Genomic DNA, 25,645 nt, shown 5'->3' with positions numbered 1-25,645 from the left:
AGGATGATTGCCGGCGGCCGCAAACCAGTGCGCGACGCCCTTTACATCGCCGCCTTGCCCGCCATCCGCTTCGATCCAGCCATGAAGGCCGTCTTCGAACGACTGAAAGCGAAAGGAAAGCCCGGAAAGGTCGCTCTCGTCGCGGTCATGCGAAGGATGATCATAATCCTCAATGCCAAAATGAGAGACTATCGAGCAACGGTGATTGACGCCTAACACCGTTGCTTTTTTTATGATCGACCGGAACCGACGAGATTATAGCCGCGTTTGAAAATCGGTGGTTTTGACCTTTGTGCAATTGTGGGGGGGCCGTTGCAAATGCTTGTTTCGGAACTGTGCATGGTGAATAGGAGCACGGAAACGCAGACTGCCCTGCAAACGCTTCTTTCGAGGCGGCGGCAGGAAGTCATTGCGCTCTATGACGTGGGGCAGCATATGATGGCTCAGGGCTTTACCGATACCGAGATCATTAATGGGTTGATCAAGCTAACACATGATAAGGCTATCGAACTTCTTCCCGGCAATCAGTTGCGGGTTCTTAGGCGGACATATCAATCTATGACGCCCTATGTTCGTTATTGAACCGGAACCGAAGACTTGTCCCCAGCGTTAGAAAATTGGTGGAACTGAGAACGCACGTGTTCGATTCCGCCTTCCATGACCCCCACTTCAACCCCGCCCTCTCGGGCAGGGCTTTTTTACGCACGCTGGCACACGGGAACTAAAAAGATCGCGCAATACATGGAGGAGAAGCCTCGGCGGGCGTTGCTGGTTCCGCAGGAGTAGTTCGAGGCTTCCCCTCGCGCCTCGTCAAGCAGTAAAGGCGCACTTTGCTAGCTTGCAGCGGCGTAGCTCACTAGTTGGACCAAAGTCTGAATGCACAATAAAACAGTGACTTGAGGATTTGATCGACTTGGTCAGTTCGACAGTTCCAAGGCTTGGTCGCTGATTTTCTTACAGACCTCCTCGAACGGATCCGCAGACGCCATTAATGGCAGGAGAAGAAGTGCTTTCACATGTTGCCAGCCCCCTTCTTCGCCTAGCACCGGCGCATACGATGTCATCAGCACGCGTTCTTCACCGGGAAATAGGCGCTTATACTCCGCAAAGTTCGAGAAATTCTCCCAGTTGTCTTCTGAGGGATGAAATGTCTCCGCCGCCGCTCCTTCAGCAAAAATCGCTTCATGCGTCGCAAGCAAGACGGCGTAATACTCGATTGTCATATCGTCGTCGGGCGCGATTGGTGCGATTGTCGTGCCATTCACCAGATCTTTTACGCGAATAAGAACGCCATTTAGAAACAGTGCATGGCCAGGTGATAGGTAAAGATCGGAATGGGGTGTGCCGGCATCCAGCGCCTGGCGGGAAACCCGGATCGGCACGACGCCCTGATGCCAGCGCGCTCCGGCCTGTTTAAACGCCTGCCGACCGACCCACTTGATCGGGCTGGTTTTTCCACCAACCAACACGACGCGATCCCCAACCCGAAGAGCCTCAACATGCTTTTCGCCGCAATCTGTGAGGATTGACGTCCCGCGCAGGAAACACTGCGGACCGCCGCCTCCGCCGCCGGACTTGCCATTGCCGCCGGAGTTCCCTTTTCCGTTGCCCCATGCCTGTTCGAGACGCGCCTCCAAGTCATGCTCGGTTCATCCATGACGGAGATCAAAGGTCGGATCGAGCGGGAAGGGATGTCGTTCATATCGGGGCGCAGCAATGCTGACCGTGACATGACTTCAAGCTGCCGCCGGGGCTCTTCACCCATACTGCGTTCCCCTACGGTTTGGTTCGCGCTTGCAGTACACGGGCCAAATCGAAATCGTCGTTCCCATTAGGGACGCAATGAAACCTTTTGATTTTCAGGCCGTTATCGCCATCATGAGCGATGCAAAATCAGATGTTGAGGCATGGGCCAATATCACCTCAGACAATGCTAAGACCCAGGACGACATCGAGCCTCCACCCGATGCGATTGAACCCGATATCCGGTTGACGCCCGAAGAGGCGGAACAAGCGCGAAAGCGCTATCTACTGAAACGCTTCTGGATAAGCGCTCGTGGTTACTGGGCGTTGCGCCGCGGAAGCTGGCTGGCTTGGACGCTGTCTATTGGGCTTCTTTTCCTGATTGCAGCCAATGTCGGGTTCCAGTACGGCATTAATGTCTGGAACCGAGAAATCTTCGATGCAATTGAGCAGCGCAACGGTCCGAGCGTCTATTTCCTGGGGGCACTCTTCCCACCGCTTGTCCTGGGGAGTGTTGCTCTGGTCACAATCCAGGTCTACGTGCGCATGAAGATACAGCGGGGCTGGCGGTCGTGGCTGACGAGGGCACTGATCTCCCGCTGGTTGGCCAACGGCCGATACTATCAGTTGAATCTGATCGGCGGGGATCATCAGAACCCGGAAGCGCGCATGTCCGAGGATCTGCGGATTGCAACCGAATCTCCAGTCGACTTCATCGCGGGCGTGATATCCGCATTCGTTTCTGCGTCGACGTTCATCGTCGTGCTATGGACGATCGGCGGTGCATTAACGCTTCCGGTGGGTGGCGCTATGATCACTATTCCCGGTTTTCTGGTCGTTACCGCGGTGCTCTACGCCATAATCACCTCCGGTTCGATCGCATTCATCGGCCGCAAGTTTGTCCTAGTTTCCGAGGCGAAAAACCAGGTGGAGGCCGAGTTTCGCTATACCCTCACGAGGATACGCGAGAATGGCGAGAGTATAGCCCTGCTAGGGGGCGAGGAAGAAGAGCAGAGCGATCTCGGTAGGACATTCGCCAATGTGCGGCGGCAATGGCGGCTGCTTGCGCGACAATACATGCGAACGACACTCGTTTCGCATGGGTCGATGCTCATTGCCCCCGTTGTCCCGGTCTTGCTCTGCGCACCGAAATTTCTGGACGGCAGCATGACGCTTGGACAGGTCATGCAGGCAGCCTCCGCCTTTACCATCGTCCAAAGCGCCTTCGGATGGTTAGTAGACAACTATCCGCGTCTGGCTGATTGGAACGCGTCGGCGCGGCGCGTTGCCTCTCTGATGATGTCGCTAGACGGGCTGGAACGCGCGGAATTGAGCAAAGCCCTCGGGCGCATCCAGCACGGTGAGACGGGAGGTGACACGATGCTGAGCCTCGAGGATCTTTCGGTGTCGCTTGGGGACGGGACCGCCGTGGTCAAGGAGACACAGGTTGAGATCGGACCGGGGGAATGGGTGCTTGTTGCCGGAGAATCCGGATCGGGCAAAAGTACGCTGGTGCGCGCCATCGCCGGCCTCTGGCCGTGGGGAAATGGCAGCGTCAACTTTCATGCTAACAGGCAAATGTTCATGCTGCCGCAGAGACCGTACATCCCATCAGGCACACTGCGTCGCGCCGTCACCTATCCGGGAGCCGCGGATAGCTGGACGCCTGAGGAAATCGGTGCAGCGCTCGACAAGGTTGGTCTGGGTCACCTCGCTGAAAAGATCGAAGAGGACGCGCCTTGGGACCATACGCTGTCAGGCGGCGAGAAGCAGCGACTCGCCTTTGCGCGCCTGCTGCTTCACGATCCTGATATCGTCGTGCTGGATGAGGCAACGTCCGCACTCGATGAAACGAGCCAGGACGCGCTCATGGGTACCCTGGTCCGTGAGTTGCCGAAGGTCACGATCGTCAGTGTCGGTCACCGGGCGGAGCTTGAGGCGTTCCACAGCCGCAAGATCACGTTGGAGCGAAGAGAGGGCGGCGCGCGGCTCGTTAGTGACATTGTTCTTGAGCGAGGAAGAAAGCGAAATGTTCTTTCGCGTTTAATGCGGACGAGAAGGTGAAGTGTTTCGATCCCGGGCGACGGGCCCGGACGGGTTCTTCGTGTGTGTCGTCGCCAGGCGCGCGATCTCCAGAATGCAGCGTTCAATCGATCGAAGGTGCGCTCCTGGCTTTCAGAAGGTTGGCTATCATAATGTTCGCGAGGTCGCTGAACTGCCCGTTGGGGTACTTTACCAAATAAGCTTCCAACATATCCTTATTACCGGTCTCCCGCACCGTCTCCCAAAAGGCGAGTTCGATTGCAGGATCGTCTCCACTCCCTAAACCGCTCTCGAGCCGCGCGTTGGCCAGTTCGACGAATTGTCCGTGCGGAAAGCGCTCCAGGTAGATAACATACTCGGCCGGGTCGTCGCTCTCCTGTACCGACTCCCAGAAGGCGACTTCGACAAGGTGACGCGCATCGTCGCTGTCTTGCGATAGCGACTGCGCTACCGAAGAGGAATGTTTTGGGTCTCCGACAAGGGAGGCTGTCAAATCGAGCGCGGGCTCTCCCTGCTGGTCGAATAGGACACGGAACACCCGGAGGGGACGCGGGATATTCTTAATAATTTGCTCTCCCAGGTCTTCGAAGGTTGCGTCCACACGATCGCGGAGATGATCCCTTACGCCCCGCGTCACACAGATGCCACCGACATCGGCGAGCCCCTCCAGCCGGGCGGCAATATTGACCCCATCGCCGAAGATGTCTCCGTTCTTCACCAGAACGTCGCCCACGTTTATCCCGATGCGAAAGTTCATTCGACGGTCGACGGGAAGTTCCTCGTTGGCGCGCCACATTGCCTGCTGGATCGCAATGGCCGCATTGAAGGCATGGACGACAGACGGAAACTCGGCCAGCACGCTGTCGCCGGCTGTGCCGAAAATCTGCCCGTGGGCCTTTTCAATGAGACCGTCGACGATCGTGCGATGCGACGTCAAAGTCGCCAGCGTCTGCTCCTCGTCAGTATTCATCAGCCGGGAATAGCCTTCTACATCAGCCGCGAGAATGGCTGCAAGCTTGCGTTCAAGCGGCGGTGCTTCCATTCGACCGGTCCTATCTGTTGACAGCGAAAATTCGGCCATAAGCTCTTATCTACACGCGGATGAGAAGGGCGATAGCAAGTCGTCCGAGAGGCCGGCGCGGTTTGCTGTTGCTCGCTTCCGCCAGATTGAGGACATCTTCCGCCAGGGTATGATGGTGGAAAGCATTGACCGACGGACATCCGCAATTATCCGGGGTTATTGGTCTGCTGGGACTCACCGGCTGGTTTCCAAACTACGGCTAAAGCCCCTGCTTTTTCCCGGCACTTTTGCCGTCAGAGCTTTTCGACCGCTCCTCAAAACGATCGGCACCTTTAGCGAGGTCCGAACCTTTTTGAGCTTCTACCTTCTTCTCCTCTTTTGCTGCGTTTTTTCTCAGTCCACGCGCGGCATCCCGACCCTTGCTTGTGGTAGCTTGCTCGATACCCATTGCACTTTCTCCAAATATCTATGGGTAAGCACAACGGTTTGGCAGCGGGTTCGTTCCTGAGGGTGAAAGCCAGCGCCAACTCGGCCGCCGTTTTTTCGTTCCGCGTTGCTCCGGGGCCTCCTTTCCCATCGAAGAATTGGCCGTGATGATCAAAGTGGCGTGGCGAGTTGAATTTCCGGCCGGAGCATCCGGCGGAGTTTTGCTCTAGTTGCCTGCCTTGTTTTCGCCCCCCCAGCGACATCTGACCTTCAAGGTAGAGTGGTAGGTCCATTCCAAAATAGGAGGAACTTGCAATGCTCGACCTTACTATGTCTCAGGTTTTGACTGATCCGCTGATCCGTCAGATGCTCCGCGCCGACGGTGTGAAGCTGGGCGATTTCGCGATGCTCCTCGAGAAGGCCGCTGCGGAGCGTGGCCATCGTTTTCCAAGCCGGTCGGCCCCTTCAAATGCAAATCATGGACCTGATGCCGAGGTTCGCGCCAACTAAACCCACGTGATGTAGACGGCCGGGCGGCGGTCGGAGCGAGCCCTTGAACGCTTCCGTGTAGCCGAAACCGCTACCATTCGCTTGGGCGTCGTCGATGGCGTCGTCGATAAGGTTGTCCTTAGTCAACGTCTGCTACTCCAGCAGATGCGCGTCAGCGTAAGCTTCAACCGAAATTATAGATGACGATGCTCCAGTCGTCGGTCGGTTTCATGCGCGGAACACTCCAATGGGGGCGCGAGAGGACCCTATGACGCCGTACAGGGGCGGCGATCTTGATGCGGCCTTCGCGGTCGATTGCCAAGCCGGATAGGCAGGGCCTCGTGTGCCAATTCGCCGGCCATTGCGGGAGACCAGCCCGCTGCCCAGTGGTCAAGGCTAATGGAGGTTCGAATTGTCAACACTGCTATGACTGGACATATCCGCGCCAGCGCCCATTTGCTTAGTTTTGGAGGCGCTAATGTTCGAAAAGTCGTCAACCCTAGAGAAGCTCAGAAGGACACTTGCGAACCACGTAAGTGAGTCTGAGTATTCACTGGGCATCCACGCCTATTACGACGGCGAGGTTATCTTCAGCAGAGATATTGTGCACTTGAACCTGGAGATGCCACCGTTTCCGATCGATTTCTCATCCGCGTGGAAGTGGTTCACTGACAGTCTCCAGGGAACGCCCTTTCAGGAAACCTTTGTTTACGAGCTTCCATTCCAGCCAATGGACGAAGAAGATGCGGATGCGGAACTTCTAATGGCCCTCTGTCGTGGTTCATCGATGACTGTCTGGTTGGTCGACCTAGCGATTGATGAAGGACCGGAGCCTGATAAGCGCTTTGTCGTGATAACGATACCTAAAAAGCAGGAAATCGCGGCCTTCAAGCGCGATTACCACGGCAAAGACGCGCGGGGCCTCTTGGACGCTGTCGCTGCTCAACGATAAGCCGATTGCCTAGCCTAAGAACTGTCGGGATCGTGCTATCGGGTCGCGCTTTGGGCCTGATAGCAGTCATCAGCGAGAGACCTCTTTCCGCCAATTGCGTACTGCAGATCGACTCGACACGAATTGGCTAGTTGCCTCCTCCTCCCTGACATGCGCGAGCAAATGCCCAATGAAACGAGTAAGCTTTGGCTGTCGATGCACGATATGGACAGGGCGCGGTTCGGGCAAATAAACTTGCAGTACTGAAACCAGCGCCTGCGATTTTTCGGGCGCGTATACAGGGTCGGCCATTGCGTTTGAAGGCCCGCGGCACTCCAACCGCCGCGATAAAAGACCTGAGCTTGGGTGTCTATGGATCCGAATTTCGCAACACCCCGATCTTTCCTGAACTAAAGGGATGTCTCGCAGAAGTCCAACCTTTGACAGTTCAAGACCGAATTGGGGCTTCGGTCTCTACTGCTCCGCGAAGTTCGCAATCGAAGGACTTTCTAAGGCGCTCCATGCGGACCTGGAAACGCGTGCAATCCATGTGACGAACCCGGCTACCTTCCGGACGGACTTCCTCGATCGCAACTCATTGGCGTCGAGCACCAATGGGATCCCCGACTATGATGAGACCGCCGCGCGGTTCGCGAGCGCGCGTCGTTGCTGAACCACAATCAGCCCGGCGACCCCGAAAGGTTCGCCCAGCAGGTCGTGGCCTTCTCCGACGTCGCTCAACCGCCCGTCCGCATGCCGTTCGGCAGCGACACTGTTGCCGCGATAGAGACGAAGCATCTTAGCGATGCCGACATGATCAAGCGGTGGCGAGAGGCCTCGGGCTCCACCTACTTCTGAGGAAGATGCACCTCAGTCGGACAATCGCGCGGAGGTGTCGGCGTCGTACCGTCCCATTTCCTTCGTAATCACGTGGATCGACGGCACGCGCTTCTTCGCGGCCATCAAAATGTCCAGTTCGATCGATGATGGGCCGAAGCGATAAAACAGACTCTCGGCCACGTCCTGATGCAGGCCGTATCGGCTTCGAAACTCCTCAAGCGTGTACGCGTTGCCACGCAACGCTCGCCGGCGTTCAAAATGACGATCTGAATGCATCTTTCCTAGCTCCCTTATATTTTCTGGCGGCGAAATGATTGCGACGCCAGTTTGTTCCGCCACATCCGAGCGTTGCGGGACAAAACTCACCGGATAGCCAAGATTTCGCGGCCATGCTACGACCTTAGCTTGGAGTTCTGGGGGATACATGAAGCTGAAGCTTGTAGCGGTCGCAGCGGCGGCCCTCGCTCCTGTTGTCGCGATGCTCGTGTACAACGAGTTCGCGCTTCGTGCGCAGCGAAACGAGGAGGTTAGAGCGAACGCCGCGCAAGCCGCTCGTGAGGCTTCGTCGGAGGTCGAGCGGATCATCGAAGGCGTCCGTGCCATGCTCGTCTCTGTCTCCGCCATGCCCGCCGTTCGTCACCTCGACGCCGCAAGCTGCAGCGAAAGCCTGAAGTCGGTGGCGGAAAACGTTCCGAACGTCAGAACGATCTTCGTCCTCGATCCGAAGGGAAGCCCGATCTGCGGCAGTCAGCCGATAAACGCCGGAATGACGTTCGCAGACCGAGACTATTTCAAGGGCGTCATCGTTTCTCGGCAGACGGTGGTTGGCACGTACACGATGAGCAGGATCTCGGATACGGCCGTGTTGCCGATCGCAATGCCGTTGATGGAAGGTGACAATCTAAAGGGGGTCGTGGTCACCGGCGTCCGGCTGGACTGGCTTCAGAACAGGATCACCGAGCGCGGCGTCTCCCCCGGCAATGCCGTGGCGATAGCTGATGGAAAGGGGACGATCCTTGCACGGGTGCCGTTTCCCGAACGGTTCGTCGGCACCGTCATTCCGGATGAATTCCAGTCGCTCATTCATGCCGACGAGCCTGGCGTAATCGATGTCACGAGCCAAGATGGTACCGAGCGGATCCTCGGATACCGCCCGATCGCTCTGCCGGGCAGCCCGCTTTATGTCAGTGCAGGCTTCTCAAAGAAGGAGGCCTTCGATCAGATTAACCGGTCGACTCTCGCAAGCGCGCTTGGCATTGTCGGGGGAGTGCTGCTTGCGTTCCTCGCCGCGTTCTTGATTGGCAATAGGTTCCTGCTTGCGCCGATCGAGCGCATCGCGGCGACAATGGACCGATGGCGCAACGGCGAGACGAAGGCACGAACCGGCATGAGAGGGCCTGACGAGCTGTCCGCAGTCGGGGCGACGCTCGACGGCCTGCTGGATGAGCTTGACCGTCGCCGGCTTGAAACCGAGCGTGGAGTGGACGAGCGTGCTCTGTTGATGAGGGAGCTCACGCACCGCGTCAAGAACGGCTTCACGCTCGTGCAGGCGATATCCAGGCAGACGTTCTCGAAGGTCGAACCCGAACGCTATCACTCATTCTCGGCGCGCGTGACGGCGCTCGCTCGGACCTATGACCTACTGCTGTCCAAGGAGACAACGTCGTCGTCGGTGCGTGAAGTCATTGCGGCCGCAATGGAAGCCCATCTCGACGGTGGTTGCGAGCGAATTCGCGTCGATGGACCGGACGTCGTCCTTCCCGCGGATCTCGCGCTACCGCTGTCGCTCGTGGTCCACGAGTTGGCAACCAACGCCACCAAATACGGAAGCCTCTCCAGCGAGACGGGGAAGGTCTCGATCGTCTGGCGCAAGGAGCGCGAACGTCTGGACCTCACTTGGACCGAGAGCGGCGGTCCCGCTGTCGACGCGCCTGCCCGAAAGGGCTTCGGTTCAGTTCTGATCGAGCGAGCCTTCCCGTCGAAAGCGCGATCAGTCTCCCGGTCGGACTATCTCTCCGAGGGATTGGTCTTCGAACTTTCGTTCGCTGCCGGGGAACTAGAGTCCCTTTCGCAAGTTTCGGCGGATGGGGTAGCGGAGCAGGGCACGTGAGAAACAAGGCGAAGGTACTGATCGTCGAGGACGAACCGCTCATCATGATGATGACGGTTGACGTCGTCGAGGACGGCGGATTTGAGGCGCTTGAAGCAAGCAATGCCGACGATGCCATTCTCCTCCTCGAAAACACTGATGACATCGTGATTGTCCTGACCGACATCGACATGCCCGGCAGCATGGACGGCTTGGTGTTCGCTGCCGCTGTCCGCGACAGGTGGCCGCCGATCAAGATTGTGATCGTCTCTGGAAAACGGCAACCTTCGGCGGACCAGATCCCGGCAGGTGGGGTCTTCATTGCGAAGCCATATGACGCACGCACGATGACCGAGGCCCTGACAAGGATGGTGGCCTGAACGAACCGCTTAGCCACGGTCCGCTGACAGGGAAACGATCATGAAATCGTGTCCTGGTCTCCACCGCGATCGCGGTCATTCTGCTTGCTGCCGGATGAGCTACGCGCTTCCGACAACAAGTCCCCCACCTTTCTCTCGGATTTTCCATCAGGTCAGCACGACGCGACGCCCGCTTTCGGCTGCACTTTCGATGGCCTCAATAACGCGATGCACTTCGACCGCGTCCTCGAAGCTTGGCGCGGTACGAGTGCCGTGCCGCAGATCCTCGGCCATTCTGGCGTAGAGACGTGCGACATTCCCAGCCTCCACGTCCTCCGGCCAGCCGGGGCGGTGTCGGGCGGGAACCTCCAATGCACGGAACTCCGTCTCTCCTTGGCGTGCACCCATGAGGGAAAGCCGCACCATTTGCGTATGACCAGAGGAGCCTGAAACCCGTATATCGCCTTCCGTCCCGTGGATTTCCCAAAACAATCCGTCGTCGTCGCGCGGCGCGCCGCCGCGGTAATGTATGGAGATGGGAGCGCCGCTGGCCAAGACCCCGCTTACCAGCACCTGGTCGGGTGCCGATACAGGCAGCATTTCGCCGGTATCGACTGCCGTCGCCGTGGGTCGGCGTGTCGCCATTACTGCAGACACTTCAGCGAGGTTGCCTACGACATCCCTTAACGCCGCCAGCGTATGCCCGACGGCGATCGTCAGCAGAGTTGCGCCATTGGCGCGATCCAGCAGATATCCGTAGGTCTTCCGGTCGGGAATACTGCCTCCGCCCAGTGCCGAGCCGCCCCGCGCGACCAAAGTGATCGACAGCACCTCGCCGACAAAGCCGTCGGCGATCAGATGTCTCAAATACTCGATCTCCGGCGCGACGCGCGCCTGAGTTCCGACCACGCCCAGGACTCCTTTTGCCTTGGCGAGCGAAGCCATTTCTCGCGCCTCGGCCAAGCCATTGCCGAGCGGCCATTCGCAGTACACATGTTTGCCGGCTTCGATCGCAGCTTTCACGATCTCGAAATGCGGCGGTACCTTCACCGCCACAGTGACGATGTCAACCTCGGGAGCAACGATCAAATCGGCAACGCCGTCGAAGGCCTTCGCGACCCCGATTTCGGCTGCGGCGGCTTGACCACTTGCCGCCGTGGAATTGGCAATCCCGACGATGTCAAACGTGCCGGCAAGGGCGCGCAAGGCGGGGATGTGAGCACGCGCAGCCCAGCTTCTTCCAGGTTGCACGCCAATGATGCCAATCTTGAGCCGTTGTCCTGTCATGGTGTTCCATCTCCGTTTAATTGATTTCTAATGCCCCAACAGTGCATGGATGCGCTCGCTGCGAAAATTCGGTATATGTGCGGGTGATCCTGGAGATTTTGCACAGATGGTCGATTGGGAAGACGTACGGCATTTCCTTGCCGTTGCTGAGAACGGTACGCTGTCCGGCGCGGCTCGCGAAATAAAAGTGGACCATGCGACAGTGAGCCGGCGGCTTGCCGCGCTGGAGACTGCGCTCGACGTGAAGCTGGTGGATCGCATGCCACGATCCTGCCGTCTCACCGTCCTAGGCAGGCAGGTATTGGAGCGGGCCGTGGAGATGGAGGCCGCGGCTGATGGCATCGCCCGTTTGGCGAAAGCCGCTCATGCCCCGCTTGCTGGCCGGATCACGCTCAGCGCCCCGCCAGTGCTCGCCACACATCTGCTGACCGAGCGTCTCGCGCGGTTCAGGGAGGAGTATCCCAATATTCGGCTCTCGCTTTCCGCGGAAGCGCATCGGGTTTCCCTCAGTCGTCGCGAGGCTGATGTCGCTGTACGGTTCATCAGGCCGGATGAAACGAGCAGCGTGACTCGGAAGATCGGTGTAATGGCGTTCGGCCTCTATGCGCACCGATCCTATGCGCATCTCGCCACACCCGAACGGTGGGAGTTCATAACCTGGGACCAGACTTTTGCTGATTCGCCGGCACAATCGTGGCTGCTCGGCATTGCAAACGGGCGCTCGGTCGTTTGCGAACTGACCTACTCGAGCGAGCACTTAGTCGCTGTGCGGGCTGGGGTGGGAGTTGCCGGTCTGCCTTGTTTTATCGGGGAACGCGACCCTGATCTCGTTCGGATTGACGAGCGCGCCCCATACTTCGCACGCGACATATGGCTGTTGGTTCACAGCGACCTACGCAAAACTCCTGCGGTACGCGCCGTGATGGACTTCGTGGTGGACGCCGTTTCCGGGAATCCGGATCTAGCTCTTCGATTGTCATCCAGCGAGGGCGATCGAAACTGGCTTCGATAACGCAACGACTGCACAGTGTTTCAAGAGTATGCGGGCGAATGTTAATGGCCGCTGGCGGGCGAAAGACCTCATCGCCGCATCCAACGAAAGAGGTAATACTACCCGCCCACCTTCGTCGAGCCTAGATTGGCCGCCCATAACGCAAGCGCACTCGCGCTGAAAGCTGCTCCCAACCGGGAAACGCCCGACCAACCGTAGTGGGCATAAGCCCGAGTAGTCGCTGCAGCCCCGATCGCGCTGCCGACAGATTAAAAAAGACCATGCTAGCCCTCTGATACTCCCCGACGGGCAGTCAAGGCAGCGTCCATAAGACGAAGCCGACCATCAACCGGGTGAGCAGCGCAGACACGGCTCGCCAGCCGCCGAGGTCAGCAACGACCGGCGACTGCTCCAAGAATACCTGTCACGATGCCGCTCAATAACGAGCCGATGACCTTGCCCGCTGACCAACCGTTGCGATGGCCGCGGCATAGCCGACACGTACCTGAACAAGGACGGCCAGTATTCCCGTGACGGCCATGCTCACGAAAAGGGTCTTTGACCCGGCTGTGCCCACGACAACGAGTGAGATTGCCCAAAGTATCCCATGGCCAGGGATTACTATTTCCCTCGAATGAGGGGTTAAGCGGCTGAGGCCGGCGTTTTCGTGAAGGCTGGGGCGATGAGGTTTCTTTTGGGGCCAATTGCGGTCATCGGATGCCGACAGCTCTCATACCACTGCGCCTTCACTGAAGAACTTGCATTTACGCTGTGTGTCCGCCTTGTCGCGCGAGTTTGCCAGCAACTCTTTCAGTCCCGGCAGACTTGCCTGTTTTACAGCCTCATCAAGCGCAAACCACTGTATGAATACCTCTGCGTGCAACACCGTTGGCTCAAGCTCAGGAGAAGCAAGAAATTCAACGCCAAACATCCGATTAGTTGAAAATGAGGCTTGGCCTTGCAAGGCGATGAAAATCACCCTCTCCGTATCTGTCGATAAGGACGTCGGCAATTTCCTCGGAAGTGTCGTACCCAGATCGAAACAGGTCGACTGCTTCTCGGCAGAGCATCGCAGAGCGGTGCTCGACTGGAGATACATTATAGTGGCGATACCAAAGAACAACAGCTCTAGACAGCAGTTGAAACTCCTCGGGATTGAGTGTTGTCATCGGGCTCTCCTTTTCAACTCAAGGTAGTACAACAAAATATCTGTGCCACTCCGGAACTTCTCGTTTCGCAATGACTGGGGGACCAAAGCTGCCATCGAGATATCTAAGCTGACGTCAGGGCCTGGCGATGTGTGAGCAGAGTTTTTGTGACCACATCAACCAGATCGCTTGGCTTTGAAAGCCACTTGCTATTTGCGAACACGGGATTGTGAAAGTCAGGATCATTGGTACCTGCCGCATCTACAATGAACGGGATACCACGCTCCTGAAGGATTTGGGCGACCGAAAGACAATCTCGGTCCCGGAGGACGATGTCGAGTACTGCGATATCAGCGTTGGCTTCCTCGGATTTCAGCCATTCCAATGCGTTGACGTATGAGCAAAAAGAACCTGCGATCTCGAAACCGGCGTCTCGTAGCCAGTATTTTACATCCATCGCAATAATTGGCTCGTCCTCCAGAAGAAGAACAGACCTGGTTTTTAGCTGTTCCATGGTCCGCAAGTTTAGTACTCGTTTGACTACTGTGCGTTCACATAGGTTAATAACCGGCGTATTTTTGAATGCGCGTTGGCAGCGCCACCGCCCTGCCTCGAGCATATCCAGAGAGGACGTAGTGCGCCGTGTCGAACGCGTTCATCCGCAAGCTCAGTGCCTTTGAACGCCTGAACGACGACGACCGCGCATGGCTGCTTTCGCTAACCAGTAGGACGGACTATGTCAGCGCTGACCACGATCTGATCAGAGAAGGCGACAAACCCGACAATGTACATCTCATCCTCGAAGGCTTTGCTATGCGTTACAAGCTCACGCCAGAGGGACGAAGGCAAATTTTCGCCTACTTGATCCCCGGGGACTTCTGCGATTTCCAGGTCGCCCTTCTAAAGACGATGGACCACAGCGTCGCAACTCTGAGCGCATGCCAGGTCGTTCAGCTCCCTCCAAGCAGCATCATAGAGTTGACAGACCGGCGGCCTACTCTTACGCGTGCACTGTGGATGTGCTCGCTGGTCGACGAGGCCACGCTGCGGGAGTGGCTCGTGAACCTCGGGCAGCGCTCGGCTCCGCATCGCATATCTCATCTCTTCTGTGAACTGCATGTGCGGATGAACGCGGTGGGCCTGGTGACCGACGGCTCTTTCGAACTTCCTATCACCCAGACGGAACTTAGCGACACCATGGGGTTGTCCGTTGTCCACGTGAACAGAAGCCTGAAGGAACTGCGCGAGGCTGGTCTGGTAACGATGAAAGACAACCGCATTGTTATCCGCGACGTGCATCGCTTAAAAGAATATTCGGGCTTTGATCCCGCGTACCTTCACCTTCAATGGCCATCCCCTGAGGGTGCTTGAGCGTGTGGGTTCTGCAGCAAAACCCTAGAGACCGTGGCGATCCACCGAGAAGCTCACGCCAAAGACGATTGTGTTAAATGCATCGGTTACTATCATCTGCCACTGTTGGCCTTTCCACGAGTGATCCCCATCGCTCAGCATTTGTCCAGCGGCGCGGATCGCTTCCGTCCGAACCAGTTCCATGTTGGCCAGGTCCATTCCCGTATCGTCCATAACGGCTTGGCCATTCATAACGTGAAAGTAATACTGCGCCATGATAGCGGTTCTCCCTGCATTTTGGCGGGAGCCCATAGAATCTCTCTGTCACGGACTGGCCAAAAAGGATGCCGATGATGATCTACTTAGTCACTTTCGTGCGGGCTTAGCCACTAAAAAGGTTAAGTCGATACAGATACTCTTGGCGGACGGCGCTCGCGGAGCTATGACCGCGATTGGCGGTTTGCCAGCCGGTCGGCTAGTGGCTCGCGTTCCTTCAAGGGGGCCAGCGGGTAGCCGTGGCCGGCCAGCCAGTCCTCTCAGAACCCGACGGCAGTCAAATTGAACGAATTCCAGGGACGAGGCCGGAGCAGCGAAGGCGGCTGAGCGCATTTTCGGCGAAGTAACTTGTGGATGCTACTCTTCGCTCGCATGGAGAGTATTGTCTCCCAGTAGGGGACACCTAATAATATAAGATAAAGCTAATGTGGTGCGATTGGAGGTTGCCTTTGGCAAGTCGTCGAGCTCGCAAAAACGTTAGAATTGCCACCGCCTTGGAACGCGCGGTTGTCTCCGTATGCGCAGAGAGCGTTATCGACGATCTTAGAAACACGCTTAATCGGGCATCCTCAGTAATAAGAAGGTTTAAGGAAGACGGGAACTCGGAGGCGATGGCCACCGCCATGGATTCTATCAGATTTGTGCTCCCCTCAACCGCCCAACAGCTCACGAATGTTAAGAAAATGGTTGGTTATAGTTCAGGCGAAAACTCGTTTCGAAGGGGCAAACACAACCATCGAGGACAATGAAGTACTCTCTCCGCGATCGCAAACAAATTTGACAGCTATACCCGATGGCGTGGTTGCCATCTTCTAACGGCAACGCACGCGTCGTTATCGTCAGGCGGCTTTCGCATGCACGGTCGTTTCTGCGAGTTCAGAGAGCAACTCATCGGTGGTCTCCGGTCCATTCATGACTCAGTGCAAGGTATGCGCATTTAGAAAGGGCATTCGGGGTGGCGGTAGAGGCAATGATATGGACGTGCCGATCGGGAAAACGCAGGTCAATTCAGTCCTCAAATTTCGAGAACGCCGTTAGCTCTTCAATGAAGTCGCAGACGATAAGCGCTGGCCGACGGTTAGGCGGTAGCAGTAATAGCGTCCTGAAAAACACTCCCTGACGAAAAGGCCTTAGCGTCAGGCCCTTTCCTACATACGGCTCCGCTGTCAGGGGGTTCACGAGGCCGACACCCAGTCCTGCCTGAACCATCGCACATATCGTCGTCGAATAGGGCGTCTCTAAAACCACCTTCGGCTGTGCATTCGCCTGCAACAGGATCGTGTCCAACTGCCGCCTGGTGGTGTCCTCGGGCGCGAGGGCAATGAATGGCTGACCATCCAGGTCGGTGGGCTCGATGATTTCCTTCCTTTCGAGCGGATGGTCGCTTGGCAGTGCGATTGCTGCCCGGAAGCGAGAAAACGGCGTTGCCTCCACGCCAGCAATTTCGATCTCGTCGGCGGCCAGTCCGACATCGAACTGGCCTCCCGCGATCAAGTCCTTGACCACCGACGACATCTGCGCCTGAAACGTGATGGCAACGTTAGGATGCCGCTGCTGGAAGCCACGAAGCGCTTTCGGGACAATGTTCGTGCTGAGAGCCGAGAGGCTGGCGACCTTGATCTCGCCAGAGCCGAAATCGCGAATTCGGGCGGCCGCGCTGCGCAAATGGATAAGACCGGAAAAAGATTGCTCCACCTCCCGGAAGAAGAGGCGACCCTCAGACGTGGGCGTCATTCTACCCTTTACGCGATGGAACAGGAGAAAACCGATTTCCCGTTCAAGCTCCTGAATGGTCTTGCTGACGGCGGGTTGGGAAATCCGCAGGACGTCGGCCGCCCGCGAGGCCGTACCATTGGTCATAACGGCGTGGAAAATCTCGACCTGTCGAATGTTCATAACCATAACCCTGACGAATAGCGCACGTCGATCTTAGTATTGGACGGAATGGGCCAGTCAATGCTGTAATCGCTCATCAAATGAGAGACAGCAGGGAGTATTGGAATGAACGACCTCACGCAGTGCGTCCTGACACCTGATGTCAACACGGACGGATTTGCATCGTTGGGCGTGGCCGTCCATCGGGCATCGACAATCGTGTTTGAAAACGCCGAAGCATATGCAAGCCGTGGCAAGCGTGGACCGGATGGCTACAGCTATGGCCTTTATGGCACCCCAACCACCAGAGCACTCGAAGCCAAACTGACGGCGCTTGAGCATGGCGTCAGGACGTTTCTCGTCCCTTCGGGACAGGCAGCAAACGCCATTACAATGCTCCCATTTCTCACCTCCGGCGACAAAGTCCTTATTGCCGATACCGCATACCCTCCTGTGCGTGACTTCGCGAATGCCGATCTCGCCCGTTTCGACGTCGAGGTGGCCTATTATGATCCAGCCAACATCGACGACTTGGATCGGTTGATCGATGACCGGACGAAGATCGTCTGGTGCGAGTCCCCCGGTTCTACCACGATGGAAGTCCAGGACCTGCCAGCCATTTCGGAGATCGCCCATCGGCATGGATCGCTGGTTGCCTGCGACAACACCTGGGCGACGCCACTGAACTACAAACCTCTGACACTGGGAGTCGACATCGTGACGGAGGCGCTGACGAAATATGTCTCCGGCCACTCCGATCTTTTGATGGGTTCGCTGAGCGTCAAAGACGAGAGCCTTATTGCTCCGATCCGGTCTACTCTTGGCAGATTTGGGATCGGGGTCTCAGCCGATGATGCCTCGTTGGTGTTGCGCGGTTTCGAGACATTGGGCGTCCGGATGCACCACGCTTTTAGCGGTGCGATGCAGCTCATCGACATCATCGAAAGAGCCGATGTGGTCGATCGGGTGCTGCATCCCGCCCTGCCGAGCCATCCTGGCCACAGCATCTGGAAGCGAGATTTTCTCGGAGCAAGCGGGGTGTTCAGCGTTGTGTTCAAGCCAGGTGTGGCGCAGCATGTCGTCCCGGCGCTCGACGTGCTCAAGACCTTCGCCATTGGCGCTTCCTGGGGCGGCACGAGGAGCTTGGCCGCGCCGATGTCTGTTAAAGCCAATCGCTCCGCCACGGCGTGGAGCGGAGATGACCTGGTTCTTAGACTCAGCGTCGGCTTGGAGGATGCCCAAGACCTCCAAGCCGACATCGAGGCGCTGCTCGCAGAGATATCTGCGAGAGCGTAACAATCGGAGACGTCATTCGTCGCTGGCGGCGGCAAGACTTTACCCAGAGGCCAGCAGGGTGCATTGCGCCCTTCGACCAATCGGCCGGCAATGCCGACCCTGCAAGGGCTCGGATGCAGAAAGCTGTTGCACGCGATCGCTACTCAGCGAGCTTCGTTAGTCACAGCCAAAAGCAATTCAGCGAACTGGCAGCCACTTCTTTGCTACCCTGCAGGCAACAGTAAATGCAGGGTCGAACACATTGCCCACGTCATAGCGAACGACTTGGCCAAGCAGGTGGCTAGCGGCAACCTTTGTCAGGCCATAATCTGTTTTCAGCAAATCAAGCATCTCCGTCGTCGCGTGCTGTAGCGCCTGATCGAGCGGCCGCGCGTTGCCAACTGTTATGATGTCATCGGCCGTCTCTGCGCGGGGCCATGAAATTCGCCGCCTCTTATCCACCGACAAGCGCACTGTGATCTCGAACGTCGTCTCGACCCCGGTCCCGACAATTTCGCCGTCGCCTTGGATAGCGTGGCAGTCGCCGAGGAAGAACAATGCGCCCGAAACGAAGACCGGAAACCAAACAGTAGAACCTGGACCAAACCGGCGATAGTCCATGTTGCCGCCATACTCGCCACTCGTCGCAGTCGAGATCGCCTGTCCCAAGCTCGGAGCGACACCGAAACACCCAATCATCGGGTCGACGGGCAGGGTAAGACCATGAAGTCCGCTGACCGGCTCGGACAGGCGAACAGTGGAATTCTCACGATCAATCGTCCACAGTGTTTTTTCCGGCCTGGGTAGGTCTCGTACGGTCTCTGGATCGACCACGTTGCCTGCTAGAACACTGCGCGTGAAGCCGGAATCCCGCGTAGGCACCATTCTTAAAATCTCTACCTTGAGCGCGTCCCCCGGCTCTGCCCCTTCAATGAAGATTGGACCGTTCATTGGATTTGGTCCGGATGCGCGCTGTATGCCTTCGCAATCATACCCGGCAGCATCGATCGTCCGTGTGACGACAGTGTCGCCGTCGGCAATCCGAAGGGCGGCCGGCATAGTTCCGATGACGTTGTGGTAGGAGGTCGGGGTGAAGCGATGCGTTGTCATCGATGTGTCCGCTTTTTTTCTAGGGCAGGCGAGTCTGCGTTGGACCACTCTGTAACGCGAGGCGGGCATTTGCCAGCGAGAACTGCCAAGGCGAGCAACAGCGAGCGCGAAACGTCTCCCGACCAGAGGAACAAGAGGGTTAAATGGAGATATTGCCACTGAGCGCTGGAATGCCCAGAGCGGATGTGCGCCTGATCAGCAAAAGGGTCTCAATGCGCCGGAAACAGCGCGGCCAACAGCGGAGATGAGTTCGTTTGGGCTAAAGGCCTCGACCAAAGGCAGGTTCGTCCTCATGTTTTCCATTGATGAAATGGGGCTACTGTTTTCCAGGTTCGTTTTCTCGGATCACCAGCTTTTCCTTCGCTCCAGAACCTGAGCGTGCGATCAGATCAACCGTGCGAACCGCAACGCGTTCGGGTCTCGCGCCAACTGTCTCCAGAGTTGAGCGCACTGCCATCTCCACCTCGGAAGCAACGGTTTCGCGGTCGAATTCCGGAAACACTGAGATTGTAATCTCGAGACCATCGAGCAGCTGGCAAAACTGGAATTGCCGGACACCTTTAGCGCCAGTTAGCAGTGAACGGAGACGATGCGCATGAACGTCGATCGTTTCGCCCTCACGACCCACGAATTGAAGGACCTCTTCCCGACGCCCGTCGATGGAGGCAATGCGCCAAAAGGGCAGGCCGCATCTGCAGGGTTCCGTGGCCAACGTCACGATGTCTGAGATTTCGTATCGAATTAGTGGCAGCGCCCGATTGGTGAGGGTCGTCACAAGGAGCTTCGCCCCGGCGGTACCGTTCGGAACCCGGCGATTGTCTGCATTCACCACTTCGAACAGGAAGGCATCTTCCGCCAAATGAAGCCCGGATGCGAGGAGACATTCGTGGCCCATCGCTCCCGCTTCGGTACATGTGTAGCTATTAGCGACGGTAGCTCCCCACGCTGCCGTGACAATCTCCCTGACGTCTATTGTCAGCGTCTCTGCGCTAGTTCGCACAAGCCTTGGCCCGATCCGAAGGCGACCGGCAGCCTCTTCTTTTGCCAGCACGCGAACAAAGGAAGGGTAGGTGGAAATGACCTCGGGTTGGTGGTTGTTGAGGGTCTCCACGATATCTTCAATTCGCATCAGGACGTTTAACTTGGGCGCAGGTGGCCGGAAGGCGCGTAGCTCGGTTCCAATGCGATGGGAAATGTGGACGGCAGACGATGCGAAGATCGCTATGCTTTTAGTGGTCTCGTCGATGCCGACTATTTTTTGAAATCGCAGGGTGTTGCCGATCGCGTCAAGCCAGGCAGGTCCGTCGAAGACCGCTAGGCCTTTCTCTCCGGTCGTGCCCCCTGTGGCGGCCACCCGATACTCCCCGAGCAACGGAGAGCCAGGATCGTCTCCACCCAGGTGGTCCTCAACGAGTTTCCGGCTCAAACGCGCGTCCGTGACGATCCGATCGAAGTTTTGCATCAGCAGACGCTTGGTGAGAACGGGAAACTCCTCGAGCGGAGCCTTGCGGGCAACGAGGTCGCCAATAAATTCTCGATAATATTGAGACGCCGCCGCTGCATGTCGCAGTGTGGCTTTCAGCCGCTCGCTCTGAAGCGCAAGCAATCGTTCCCTTGGCCAAGTACAGCGACTGACAATCTTTGCCAAATGCCCTCGGAGAATATCCGCGTCCAATGTGGAAGGCTGTTGAATCGGCGACATCGCAAAAACACAGCTCTCTTTTTTTAGGGCTTAGACCGTTTTCACGTTGAAAATCATTGTAGCATGGAAATTGGTGTCATGTGGGGTAAGTAGCTTAGCCCGGACGCCCGACTTCAGGCGGCATCTCCCGTAGCCACGGAGAAGGTCGCTATGCGCTTCCATGGCCCCTTATCGCGTCGACGCAAAGCCTGACTGCAATAACCCATTCCTCACCATCGTCATGAGCCAATCATTCAAAGGCACGACGTCTGCGTTCTTGTGCGGGCTGACAACCCTCGAGCCGCTTTCGCGTAAGATCAATCCCAGGGGAGCAAATGCCGACGCTGAACTCCAGGACATCGTGAACCTTACAGGCAGCTCAATTCTCAGCGGAGTGTACACCAGGTCGGGCAGGCGCGATTTGACCCAAAACGCCGATTGAGACCCATTCCAAATTGGCGTCCCCGCTTTTTATGGCGCTCGTAGGCATACTCTGATAAGACCGCGGAAGCCACTCCCCCTAACGCGGGACGTCCGCAAGCTGGATGTCATCCCTGATGACCCTTGCCAGATCATCCTCGCCGCGCACCCCGAATTCGAACCAATCGACGAGTGTCTTGGCTTTTGCTTGTGCATGGGCACTGTTCGGAGGACGCCTGCATACGCGCCATTCCCCGAGAATGCGGTCAAACGTCTGCATAGTCGCCATTCGTGGCCGAAGTTATTTTCCACGCGGCCGTCCTCCAGTGCTAAAAAACGGGGCGTTGGCGATTGATGAGCAGTCTCGCTCACGATAGGTTCGTGTTGCGAATCCGCAGAACCACACGGAAATAGGTTACATGGCGACTGGAACGGTAAAATTCTTCAACGACGACAAGGGCTTCGGGTTTATCACTCCCGACAACGGCGGCCAGGACGTGTTCGTCCACGTCTCCGCGTTGGTACGCGGCAGTTCTCTGCGTGAAGGCGACAAGGTCAGCTATGAGGTCGGACAGGACCGCAAGACCGGCAAATCCAAGGCTGAGAATGTTTCGGTTGTCTAATTAATCGGCCGACGCTCCATGAAGCCCGCGATCGCGCGGGTTTCATGGAGGATAGTTTCGACCGAAGCTCATCCGCTGATTTGCCTTGCTCCCTCGGCCACGCCGGAAACAGGTGGCAAATCATTGGAAGCGCCACCTGTACGGCGGTCGATATCGAAGACATCTTGATTTCGGGCGGTCGAAGGCCGAGCTGGTTAGTGCGGTTTCATAAGGAAGCAAAGCATTCCGCTCCATCCTCCCTGCCGGCCATAGCGCGAGCGGCTACTAAAGATGACGGACGGTGCCGGTAAAGATTTCGATCCGCCGCCCACAAACGCCGGCGAAACGGCCAGGCACGACGAAAACTCTGGAAATGATGGTGGACCGGTGGAGATTCGAACCGCACGTGATAGGTGCCCGCCGCGGCATCTCGGCAGACCCTGAGGGAGATCGCGCTGTTCCTTCGGCCACCCGTCCAGAAGAAAAGCGTCATCGAGCCCCTGTTATTTCCTGCACAAAATACTTTCCTTGCTTGATGGTTGTGAGCCCCGGCGGCTGGTGGCCTCCAAAAAATTCCAGTTTGCAGGTCGCCAGCGCGCCTCGCCTTTCATTCTTTGCTATTTGACGACGTGCGCATTCCGGTATCTGTATGCATCAGGTCACCCTGCAAATCGGATGATCGCATGGCGGCTGACATAAGATCATCGCGTTCGCGCAGCCCGCTGTTGAAGAGCCGCGCCACCAGCACGGTTAACTTTCCGATAGCGACCGGGTCCTTGGAAACTCCCCTTGTCTGGGAGATTTCCTTGACGATACTCGCGCACAAACGCGCCTCCTCCTTTGTTCGCAAAGACGTCGGATTCATTTCGCACTCCGGGAACGGCCCGCCCGACACGGGCGGGCCTGGCTGATCCACCTAGAAGTCCATGTCGGCGCCAGCGGGGATCGCCGGAGCGGCTTCCTTCTTAGGTTTTTCGGCGATCATGGCTTCCGTCGTCACCAGCAAGCCGGCAACGGAGGCTGCATCCTGAAGCGCGGTGCGTACGACCTTGGCCGGGTCAATGACGCCCTGTGCGTAGAGATCACCATACTCTCCGGTCTGGGCGTTCCATCCGTAGGAGAAGTCGGACTTCTCGCGCAGCTTGCCGACGATGATCGAACCTTCTGCGCCGGCATTCTCGGCGATCTGACGGACAGGGGCCTCGATCGCACGTCGGACGATGTCGACTCCGACACGCTGGTCCGGGTTTGCCACATCAAGATTGTCGAGCGCCTTAATGGCCCGCAGCAGTGCCACGCCACCGCCCGGCAGAATGCCTTCCTCAACCGCCGCGCGGGTCGCATGCAACGCGTCGTCGACACGGTCCTTCTTTTCCTTGACTTCGACTTCCGTCGAGCCACCGACGCGGATGACGGCAACGCCGCCGGCGAGCTTGGCGAGACGTTCCTGCAGTTTTTCGCGGTCATAGTCGGAGGTGGTTTCCTCGATCTGCGCGCGGATCTGCGCAACGCGGCTGTCGATCTCGGCCCTGGAACCGACGCCATCGATGATCGTCGTGTTCTCTTTCTCGATCGCGACCCTTTTGGCACGCCCAAGCATGTTCAGCGTCACGTTCTCCAGTTTGATGCCGAGGTCTTCGGAAATGACCGTGCCGCCGGTCAGGATAGCGATATCTTCCAGCATAGCCTTGCGCCGATCGCCGAAGCCCGGTGCCTTGACGGCGGCGATCTTCAGGCCACCACGCAACTTGTTGACGACGAGGGTCGCGAGAGCCTCGCCTTCGACGTCCTCAGCGATGATGAGAAGCGCCTTGCCCGACTGCACGACGGCTTCAAGGACCCCAAGCATGGACTGGAGGTTGGAAAGCTTCTTCTCGTGGATGAGGATGTAAGGATCCTCGAACTCGACGCGCATCTTCTCGGCATTGGTGACGAAGTAAGGGCTCAGATAGCCGCGATCGAACTGCATGCCTTCGACGACTTCGAGCTCGGTTTCGGCCGTCTTGGCTTCCTCGACGGTGATGACGCCTTCATTGCCAACCTTTTCCATTGCCTCGGCAAGATAACGACCGATCTCTTCGTCGCCATTGGCCGAAATCGTACCGACCTGGGCGATCTCCGAATTGTTGGAGATCTTGCGCGCGTTGGTCTTCAGTTCCTTGACCACGGCGTCGACGGCAATGTCGATGCCGCGCTTCAGGTCCATCGGGTTCATGCCCGACGCCACCGCCTTGGCGCCTTCCTTGACGATTGCCTGGGCAAGCACGGTCGCGGTCGTTGTGCCGTCGCCAGCGAGATCGTTGGTCTTCGATGCCACCTCGCGCAGCATCTGGGCGCCCATGTTCTCGAACTTGTCCTCGAGCTCGATTTCCTTGGCGACCGAAACGCCGTCCTTGGTTATGCGCGGCGCGCCGAAGGACTTCTCGATAACGACGTTGCGGCCTTTCGGGCCAAGCGTCACCTTCACAGCATTGGCAAGCACATCGACCCCACGCAGCATGCGTTCACGGGCATCGGTGTGGAACTTGACTTCTTTCGCAGCCATTTCTTTAACTCCTCAATAGGCAGCTAATCTGATGGTCGGTCTCAGGCGGCCTGCTTCTGCTCTGCCCGGGCTTCGATGATGCCCATGACATCGCTTTCTTTCATGATCAGCAGATCCTCGCCGTTGATCTTGATCTCGGTGCCGGACCACTTGCCGAACAGGATGCGATCACCGGCCTTGACGTCGAGCGCCTGAATCTGGCCGGCATCGTTACGCGCGCCGGGTCCGACGGCGATGACCTCGCCTTCCTGCGGTTTTTCCTTGGCGGTATCTGGAATGATGATGCCGCCCTTGGTTTTCTCTTCGGACTCAACCCGGCGGACAAGAATGCGATCATGAAGCGGTCGGAACGACATGTTTTCCTCCGATGGACAAACAATGATGACGTTGTTCCCCTTGCCGGACCAGATGACCAGTCCGGGCGGGTGCAAATCCTCTATCGAGCGTTTTGCGCGAAATGATCTGGTTTGGCGGTTTTTCGATTTCAAGAGGTCAATACAAGAAAATCAGCAATCCTTGCTAACCTGCTGGAAAGAAACACGAACCTCGACTTGAGCGTTCAAAAATTCGTTGATGGCGGAAAAAATTTGCGCCACCTTCAGACTGTTGCGAAACGGAGACGAAGCACGCGATTGTCATCGGATCTGGAGCGTCAGATCGGATCGCGACCAACCGGTCAGGTTGAATTCAACCGCCCATGCTTCCTCACACCTATGACGGTCATGCGAGCGTGCGAAACTTCGGATGTCGGTGTGGAAAAGAGCCCCGCGTGTTCGGCGGCGGGCGGCCAAGTTTCGAATATATCCGAACCCACACATCGTCGATAAGGGCACTCCGCTCGGGGAGAATACAAGCACGTCCCGTAATATCTGATACGGACAAATCCCGCCGGTCTGGGTTTCGCTGGGGGTGTATGATAGTGAACAGTCGCCATCGAGGAGGATTTCAATGGCTGCGGCATCGGAGCACCAGAGATGGCCTGACGACTGGATCGCTGAATGTGCCGTTGAAGAGCAACGGTGTCTTTCTGCGCCGCCCACGTTTGATTGTCGGCTTTGAAATTCCGTGGCGGGGCCGACGGCGGCAATCTGCGCCTGCTTTCTGCGCCTGCTTTATGTGAAGGCCTGCGCGATACAGAGTATAG

The 25,645-nt window shown here is 57.4% G+C and carries 26 protein-coding genes and 1 pseudogene; 12 read left to right on the top strand and 15 right to left on the bottom strand.

The annotated features are described in order from the left end of the window. Both C934_RS35315 and C934_RS32650 read left to right on the top strand, forming a co-directional pair. Positions 1 to 216: pseudogene (locus C934_RS35315) on the top strand (IS110 family transposase); the annotation flags it as partial. 123 nt (positions 217 to 339) lie between these two features. Next, complete coding sequence (locus C934_RS32650; RefSeq protein WP_018859596.1) at positions 340 to 582, top strand: hypothetical protein; 243 nt, start codon at positions 340 to 342, stop codon at positions 580 to 582. Between the two features lie 335 nt (positions 583 to 917). Here C934_RS32650 and C934_RS0126605 read toward each other — a convergent pair whose 3' ends face one another. Further along, complete coding sequence (locus tag C934_RS0126605; RefSeq protein ID WP_018859595.1) at positions 918 to 1,637, bottom strand: Hint domain-containing protein; 720 nt, start codon at positions 1,635 to 1,637, stop codon at positions 918 to 920. A gap of 205 nt (positions 1,638 to 1,842) precedes the next feature. Here C934_RS0126605 and C934_RS0126600 point away from each other — a divergent pair, with 205 nt between their 5' ends. Continuing rightward, on the top strand, positions 1,843 to 3,807 hold the full coding sequence (locus tag C934_RS0126600) for an ABC transporter ATP-binding protein/permease (RefSeq protein ID WP_018859594.1): 1,965 nt from the start codon (positions 1,843 to 1,845) through the stop codon (positions 3,805 to 3,807). An 82-nt stretch (positions 3,808 to 3,889) separates the two neighbouring features. Here the strand turns inward: C934_RS0126600 and C934_RS0126595 are convergent, their stop codons facing one another. Both C934_RS0126595 and C934_RS0126590 read right to left on the bottom strand, forming a co-directional pair. After that, positions 3,890 to 4,828, bottom strand: a complete 939-nt coding sequence (locus tag C934_RS0126595) for an adenylate/guanylate cyclase domain-containing protein (protein ID WP_018859593.1) — start codon at positions 4,826 to 4,828, stop codon at positions 3,890 to 3,892. 238 nt (positions 4,829 to 5,066) lie between these two features. Next, positions 5,067 to 5,255, bottom strand: coding sequence for a hypothetical protein (locus tag C934_RS0126590; protein ID WP_018859592.1), 189 nt, complete (start codon positions 5,253 to 5,255; stop codon positions 5,067 to 5,069). A gap of 293 nt (positions 5,256 to 5,548) precedes the next feature. Here C934_RS0126590 and C934_RS32645 point away from each other — a divergent pair, with 293 nt between their 5' ends. The 3 genes from C934_RS32645 (at position 5,549) to C934_RS33320 (ending at position 7,511) form a co-directional block, all read left to right on the top strand. Continuing rightward, positions 5,549 to 5,743 (top strand): hypothetical protein, encoded by a 195-nt coding sequence (locus C934_RS32645; RefSeq protein WP_018859591.1) that lies wholly within the window; start codon positions 5,549 to 5,551, stop codon positions 5,741 to 5,743. 457 nt (positions 5,744 to 6,200) lie between these two features. Continuing rightward, positions 6,201 to 6,674, top strand: a complete 474-nt coding sequence (locus tag C934_RS35310; RefSeq protein WP_018859590.1) for a hypothetical protein — start codon at positions 6,201 to 6,203, stop codon at positions 6,672 to 6,674. Between the two features lie 645 nt (positions 6,675 to 7,319). Next, a complete protein-coding gene (locus C934_RS33320) occupies positions 7,320 to 7,511 on the top strand; it encodes a hypothetical protein (RefSeq protein WP_018859589.1) in 192 nt (63 codons plus the stop codon). Between the two features lie 12 nt (positions 7,512 to 7,523). Here C934_RS33320 and C934_RS35305 read toward each other — a convergent pair whose 3' ends face one another. Then, entirely contained in the window at positions 7,524 to 7,769 is a 246-nt protein-coding gene (locus tag C934_RS35305) for a hypothetical protein (protein ID WP_018859588.1), read from the bottom strand. 148 nt (positions 7,770 to 7,917) lie between these two features. Here C934_RS35305 and C934_RS0126565 point away from each other — a divergent pair, with 148 nt between their 5' ends. After that, positions 7,918 to 9,603 (top strand): sensor histidine kinase, encoded by a 1,686-nt coding sequence (locus tag C934_RS0126565; RefSeq protein ID WP_018859587.1) that lies wholly within the window; start codon positions 7,918 to 7,920, stop codon positions 9,601 to 9,603. Beyond that, the gene (locus C934_RS0126560) at positions 9,600 to 9,962 is read left to right on the top strand and encodes a response regulator (RefSeq protein WP_018859586.1); all 363 of its coding nucleotides are present in this window, start codon (positions 9,600 to 9,602) and stop codon (positions 9,960 to 9,962) included. Before C934_RS0126565 ends, C934_RS0126560 begins: the two co-directional genes overlap by 4 nt. A gap of 147 nt (positions 9,963 to 10,109) precedes the next feature. Here the strand turns inward: C934_RS0126560 and C934_RS0126555 are convergent, their stop codons facing one another. Next, complete coding sequence (locus tag C934_RS0126555; protein WP_018859585.1) at positions 10,110 to 11,228, bottom strand: Gfo/Idh/MocA family protein; 1,119 nt, start codon at positions 11,226 to 11,228, stop codon at positions 10,110 to 10,112. A 106-nt stretch (positions 11,229 to 11,334) separates the two neighbouring features. Here C934_RS0126555 and C934_RS0126550 point away from each other — a divergent pair, with 106 nt between their 5' ends. Beyond that, positions 11,335 to 12,240, top strand: coding sequence for a LysR family transcriptional regulator (locus tag C934_RS0126550; RefSeq protein ID WP_018859584.1), 906 nt, complete (start codon positions 11,335 to 11,337; stop codon positions 12,238 to 12,240). Between the two features lie 709 nt (positions 12,241 to 12,949). On the opposite strand, the gene C934_RS34160 is transcribed toward C934_RS0126550, so the two are convergent. Both C934_RS34160 and C934_RS32630 read right to left on the bottom strand, forming a co-directional pair. Then, positions 12,950 to 13,198 carry a hypothetical protein gene (locus C934_RS34160; protein ID WP_156828801.1) on the bottom strand — a complete coding sequence of 83 codons (249 nt, stop codon included), beginning with the start codon at positions 13,196 to 13,198 and terminating at the stop codon, positions 12,950 to 12,952. Positions 13,199 to 13,491: 293 nt separating this feature from the next. Further along, positions 13,492 to 13,881, bottom strand: a complete 390-nt coding sequence (locus C934_RS32630) for a response regulator (protein ID WP_018859582.1) — start codon at positions 13,879 to 13,881, stop codon at positions 13,492 to 13,494. A gap of 128 nt (positions 13,882 to 14,009) precedes the next feature. Between C934_RS32630 and C934_RS0126535 the strand changes: the two genes are divergently transcribed. Further along, positions 14,010 to 14,738: a Crp/Fnr family transcriptional regulator gene (locus C934_RS0126535; protein WP_018859581.1), complete on the top strand. Its 729-nt coding sequence runs from the start codon at positions 14,010 to 14,012 to the stop codon at positions 14,736 to 14,738. Positions 14,739 to 14,762: 24 nt separating this feature from the next. Here C934_RS0126535 and C934_RS32625 read toward each other — a convergent pair whose 3' ends face one another. Both C934_RS32625 and C934_RS0126525 read right to left on the bottom strand, forming a co-directional pair. Beyond that, positions 14,763 to 14,993 (bottom strand): DUF6894 family protein, encoded by a 231-nt coding sequence (locus C934_RS32625; protein ID WP_018859580.1) that lies wholly within the window; start codon positions 14,991 to 14,993, stop codon positions 14,763 to 14,765. A 1,008-nt stretch (positions 14,994 to 16,001) separates the two neighbouring features. Then, positions 16,002 to 16,889 carry a LysR substrate-binding domain-containing protein gene (locus C934_RS0126525; RefSeq protein ID WP_037090468.1) on the bottom strand — a complete coding sequence of 296 codons (888 nt, stop codon included), beginning with the start codon at positions 16,887 to 16,889 and terminating at the stop codon, positions 16,002 to 16,004. A 105-nt stretch (positions 16,890 to 16,994) separates the two neighbouring features. Between C934_RS0126525 and C934_RS0126520 the strand changes: the two genes are divergently transcribed. Then, entirely contained in the window at positions 16,995 to 18,164 is a 1,170-nt protein-coding gene (locus C934_RS0126520; protein WP_018859578.1) for a trans-sulfuration enzyme family protein, read from the top strand. A 177-nt stretch (positions 18,165 to 18,341) separates the two neighbouring features. On the opposite strand, the gene C934_RS0126515 is transcribed toward C934_RS0126520, so the two are convergent. The 3 genes from C934_RS0126515 to C934_RS32620 form a co-directional block, all read right to left on the bottom strand. Beyond that, entirely contained in the window at positions 18,342 to 19,253 is a 912-nt protein-coding gene (locus tag C934_RS0126515; protein ID WP_018859577.1) for an acetamidase/formamidase family protein, read from the bottom strand. Positions 19,254 to 19,569: 316 nt separating this feature from the next. Further along, complete coding sequence (locus C934_RS0126510; protein WP_245268016.1) at positions 19,570 to 20,901, bottom strand: phenylacetate--CoA ligase family protein; 1,332 nt, start codon at positions 20,899 to 20,901, stop codon at positions 19,570 to 19,572. A 553-nt stretch (positions 20,902 to 21,454) separates the two neighbouring features. Beyond that, entirely contained in the window at positions 21,455 to 21,634 is a 180-nt protein-coding gene (locus C934_RS32620; protein ID WP_018859574.1) for a hypothetical protein, read from the bottom strand. 139 nt (positions 21,635 to 21,773) lie between these two features. Here C934_RS32620 and C934_RS0126495 point away from each other — a divergent pair, with 139 nt between their 5' ends. Beyond that, positions 21,774 to 21,977 carry a cold-shock protein gene (locus tag C934_RS0126495; RefSeq protein ID WP_018859573.1) on the top strand — a complete coding sequence of 68 codons (204 nt, stop codon included), beginning with the start codon at positions 21,774 to 21,776 and terminating at the stop codon, positions 21,975 to 21,977. 586 nt (positions 21,978 to 22,563) lie between these two features. Here the strand turns inward: C934_RS0126495 and C934_RS32615 are convergent. Genes C934_RS32615 through groES form a run of 3 tightly spaced genes read right to left on the bottom strand, consistent with a single transcriptional unit; the run spans position 22,564 to position 24,857 of the window. Beyond that, positions 22,564 to 22,821: a hypothetical protein gene (locus tag C934_RS32615; RefSeq protein ID WP_018859572.1), complete on the bottom strand. Its 258-nt coding sequence runs from the start codon at positions 22,819 to 22,821 to the stop codon at positions 22,564 to 22,566. A 51-nt stretch (positions 22,822 to 22,872) separates the two neighbouring features. Continuing rightward, positions 22,873 to 24,501: a chaperonin GroEL gene (gene groL / locus C934_RS0126485; RefSeq protein WP_018859571.1), complete on the bottom strand. Its 1,629-nt coding sequence runs from the start codon at positions 24,499 to 24,501 to the stop codon at positions 22,873 to 22,875. A gap of 41 nt (positions 24,502 to 24,542) precedes the next feature. Next, complete coding sequence (gene groES / locus C934_RS0126480) at positions 24,543 to 24,857, bottom strand: co-chaperone GroES (protein ID WP_026372104.1); 315 nt, start codon at positions 24,855 to 24,857, stop codon at positions 24,543 to 24,545. Positions 24,858 to 25,645: the final 788 nt, after the last annotated feature.

The sequence above is a fragment of the Rhizobium sp. 42MFCr.1 genome, from assembly GCF_000377185.1.
GTDB lineage: Bacteria > Pseudomonadota > Alphaproteobacteria > Rhizobiales > Rhizobiaceae > Rhizobium > Rhizobium altiplani.
The sequence above is the reverse complement of the archived record's forward strand: the minus strand, read 5'-3'. Positions and strand labels throughout refer to the sequence as shown.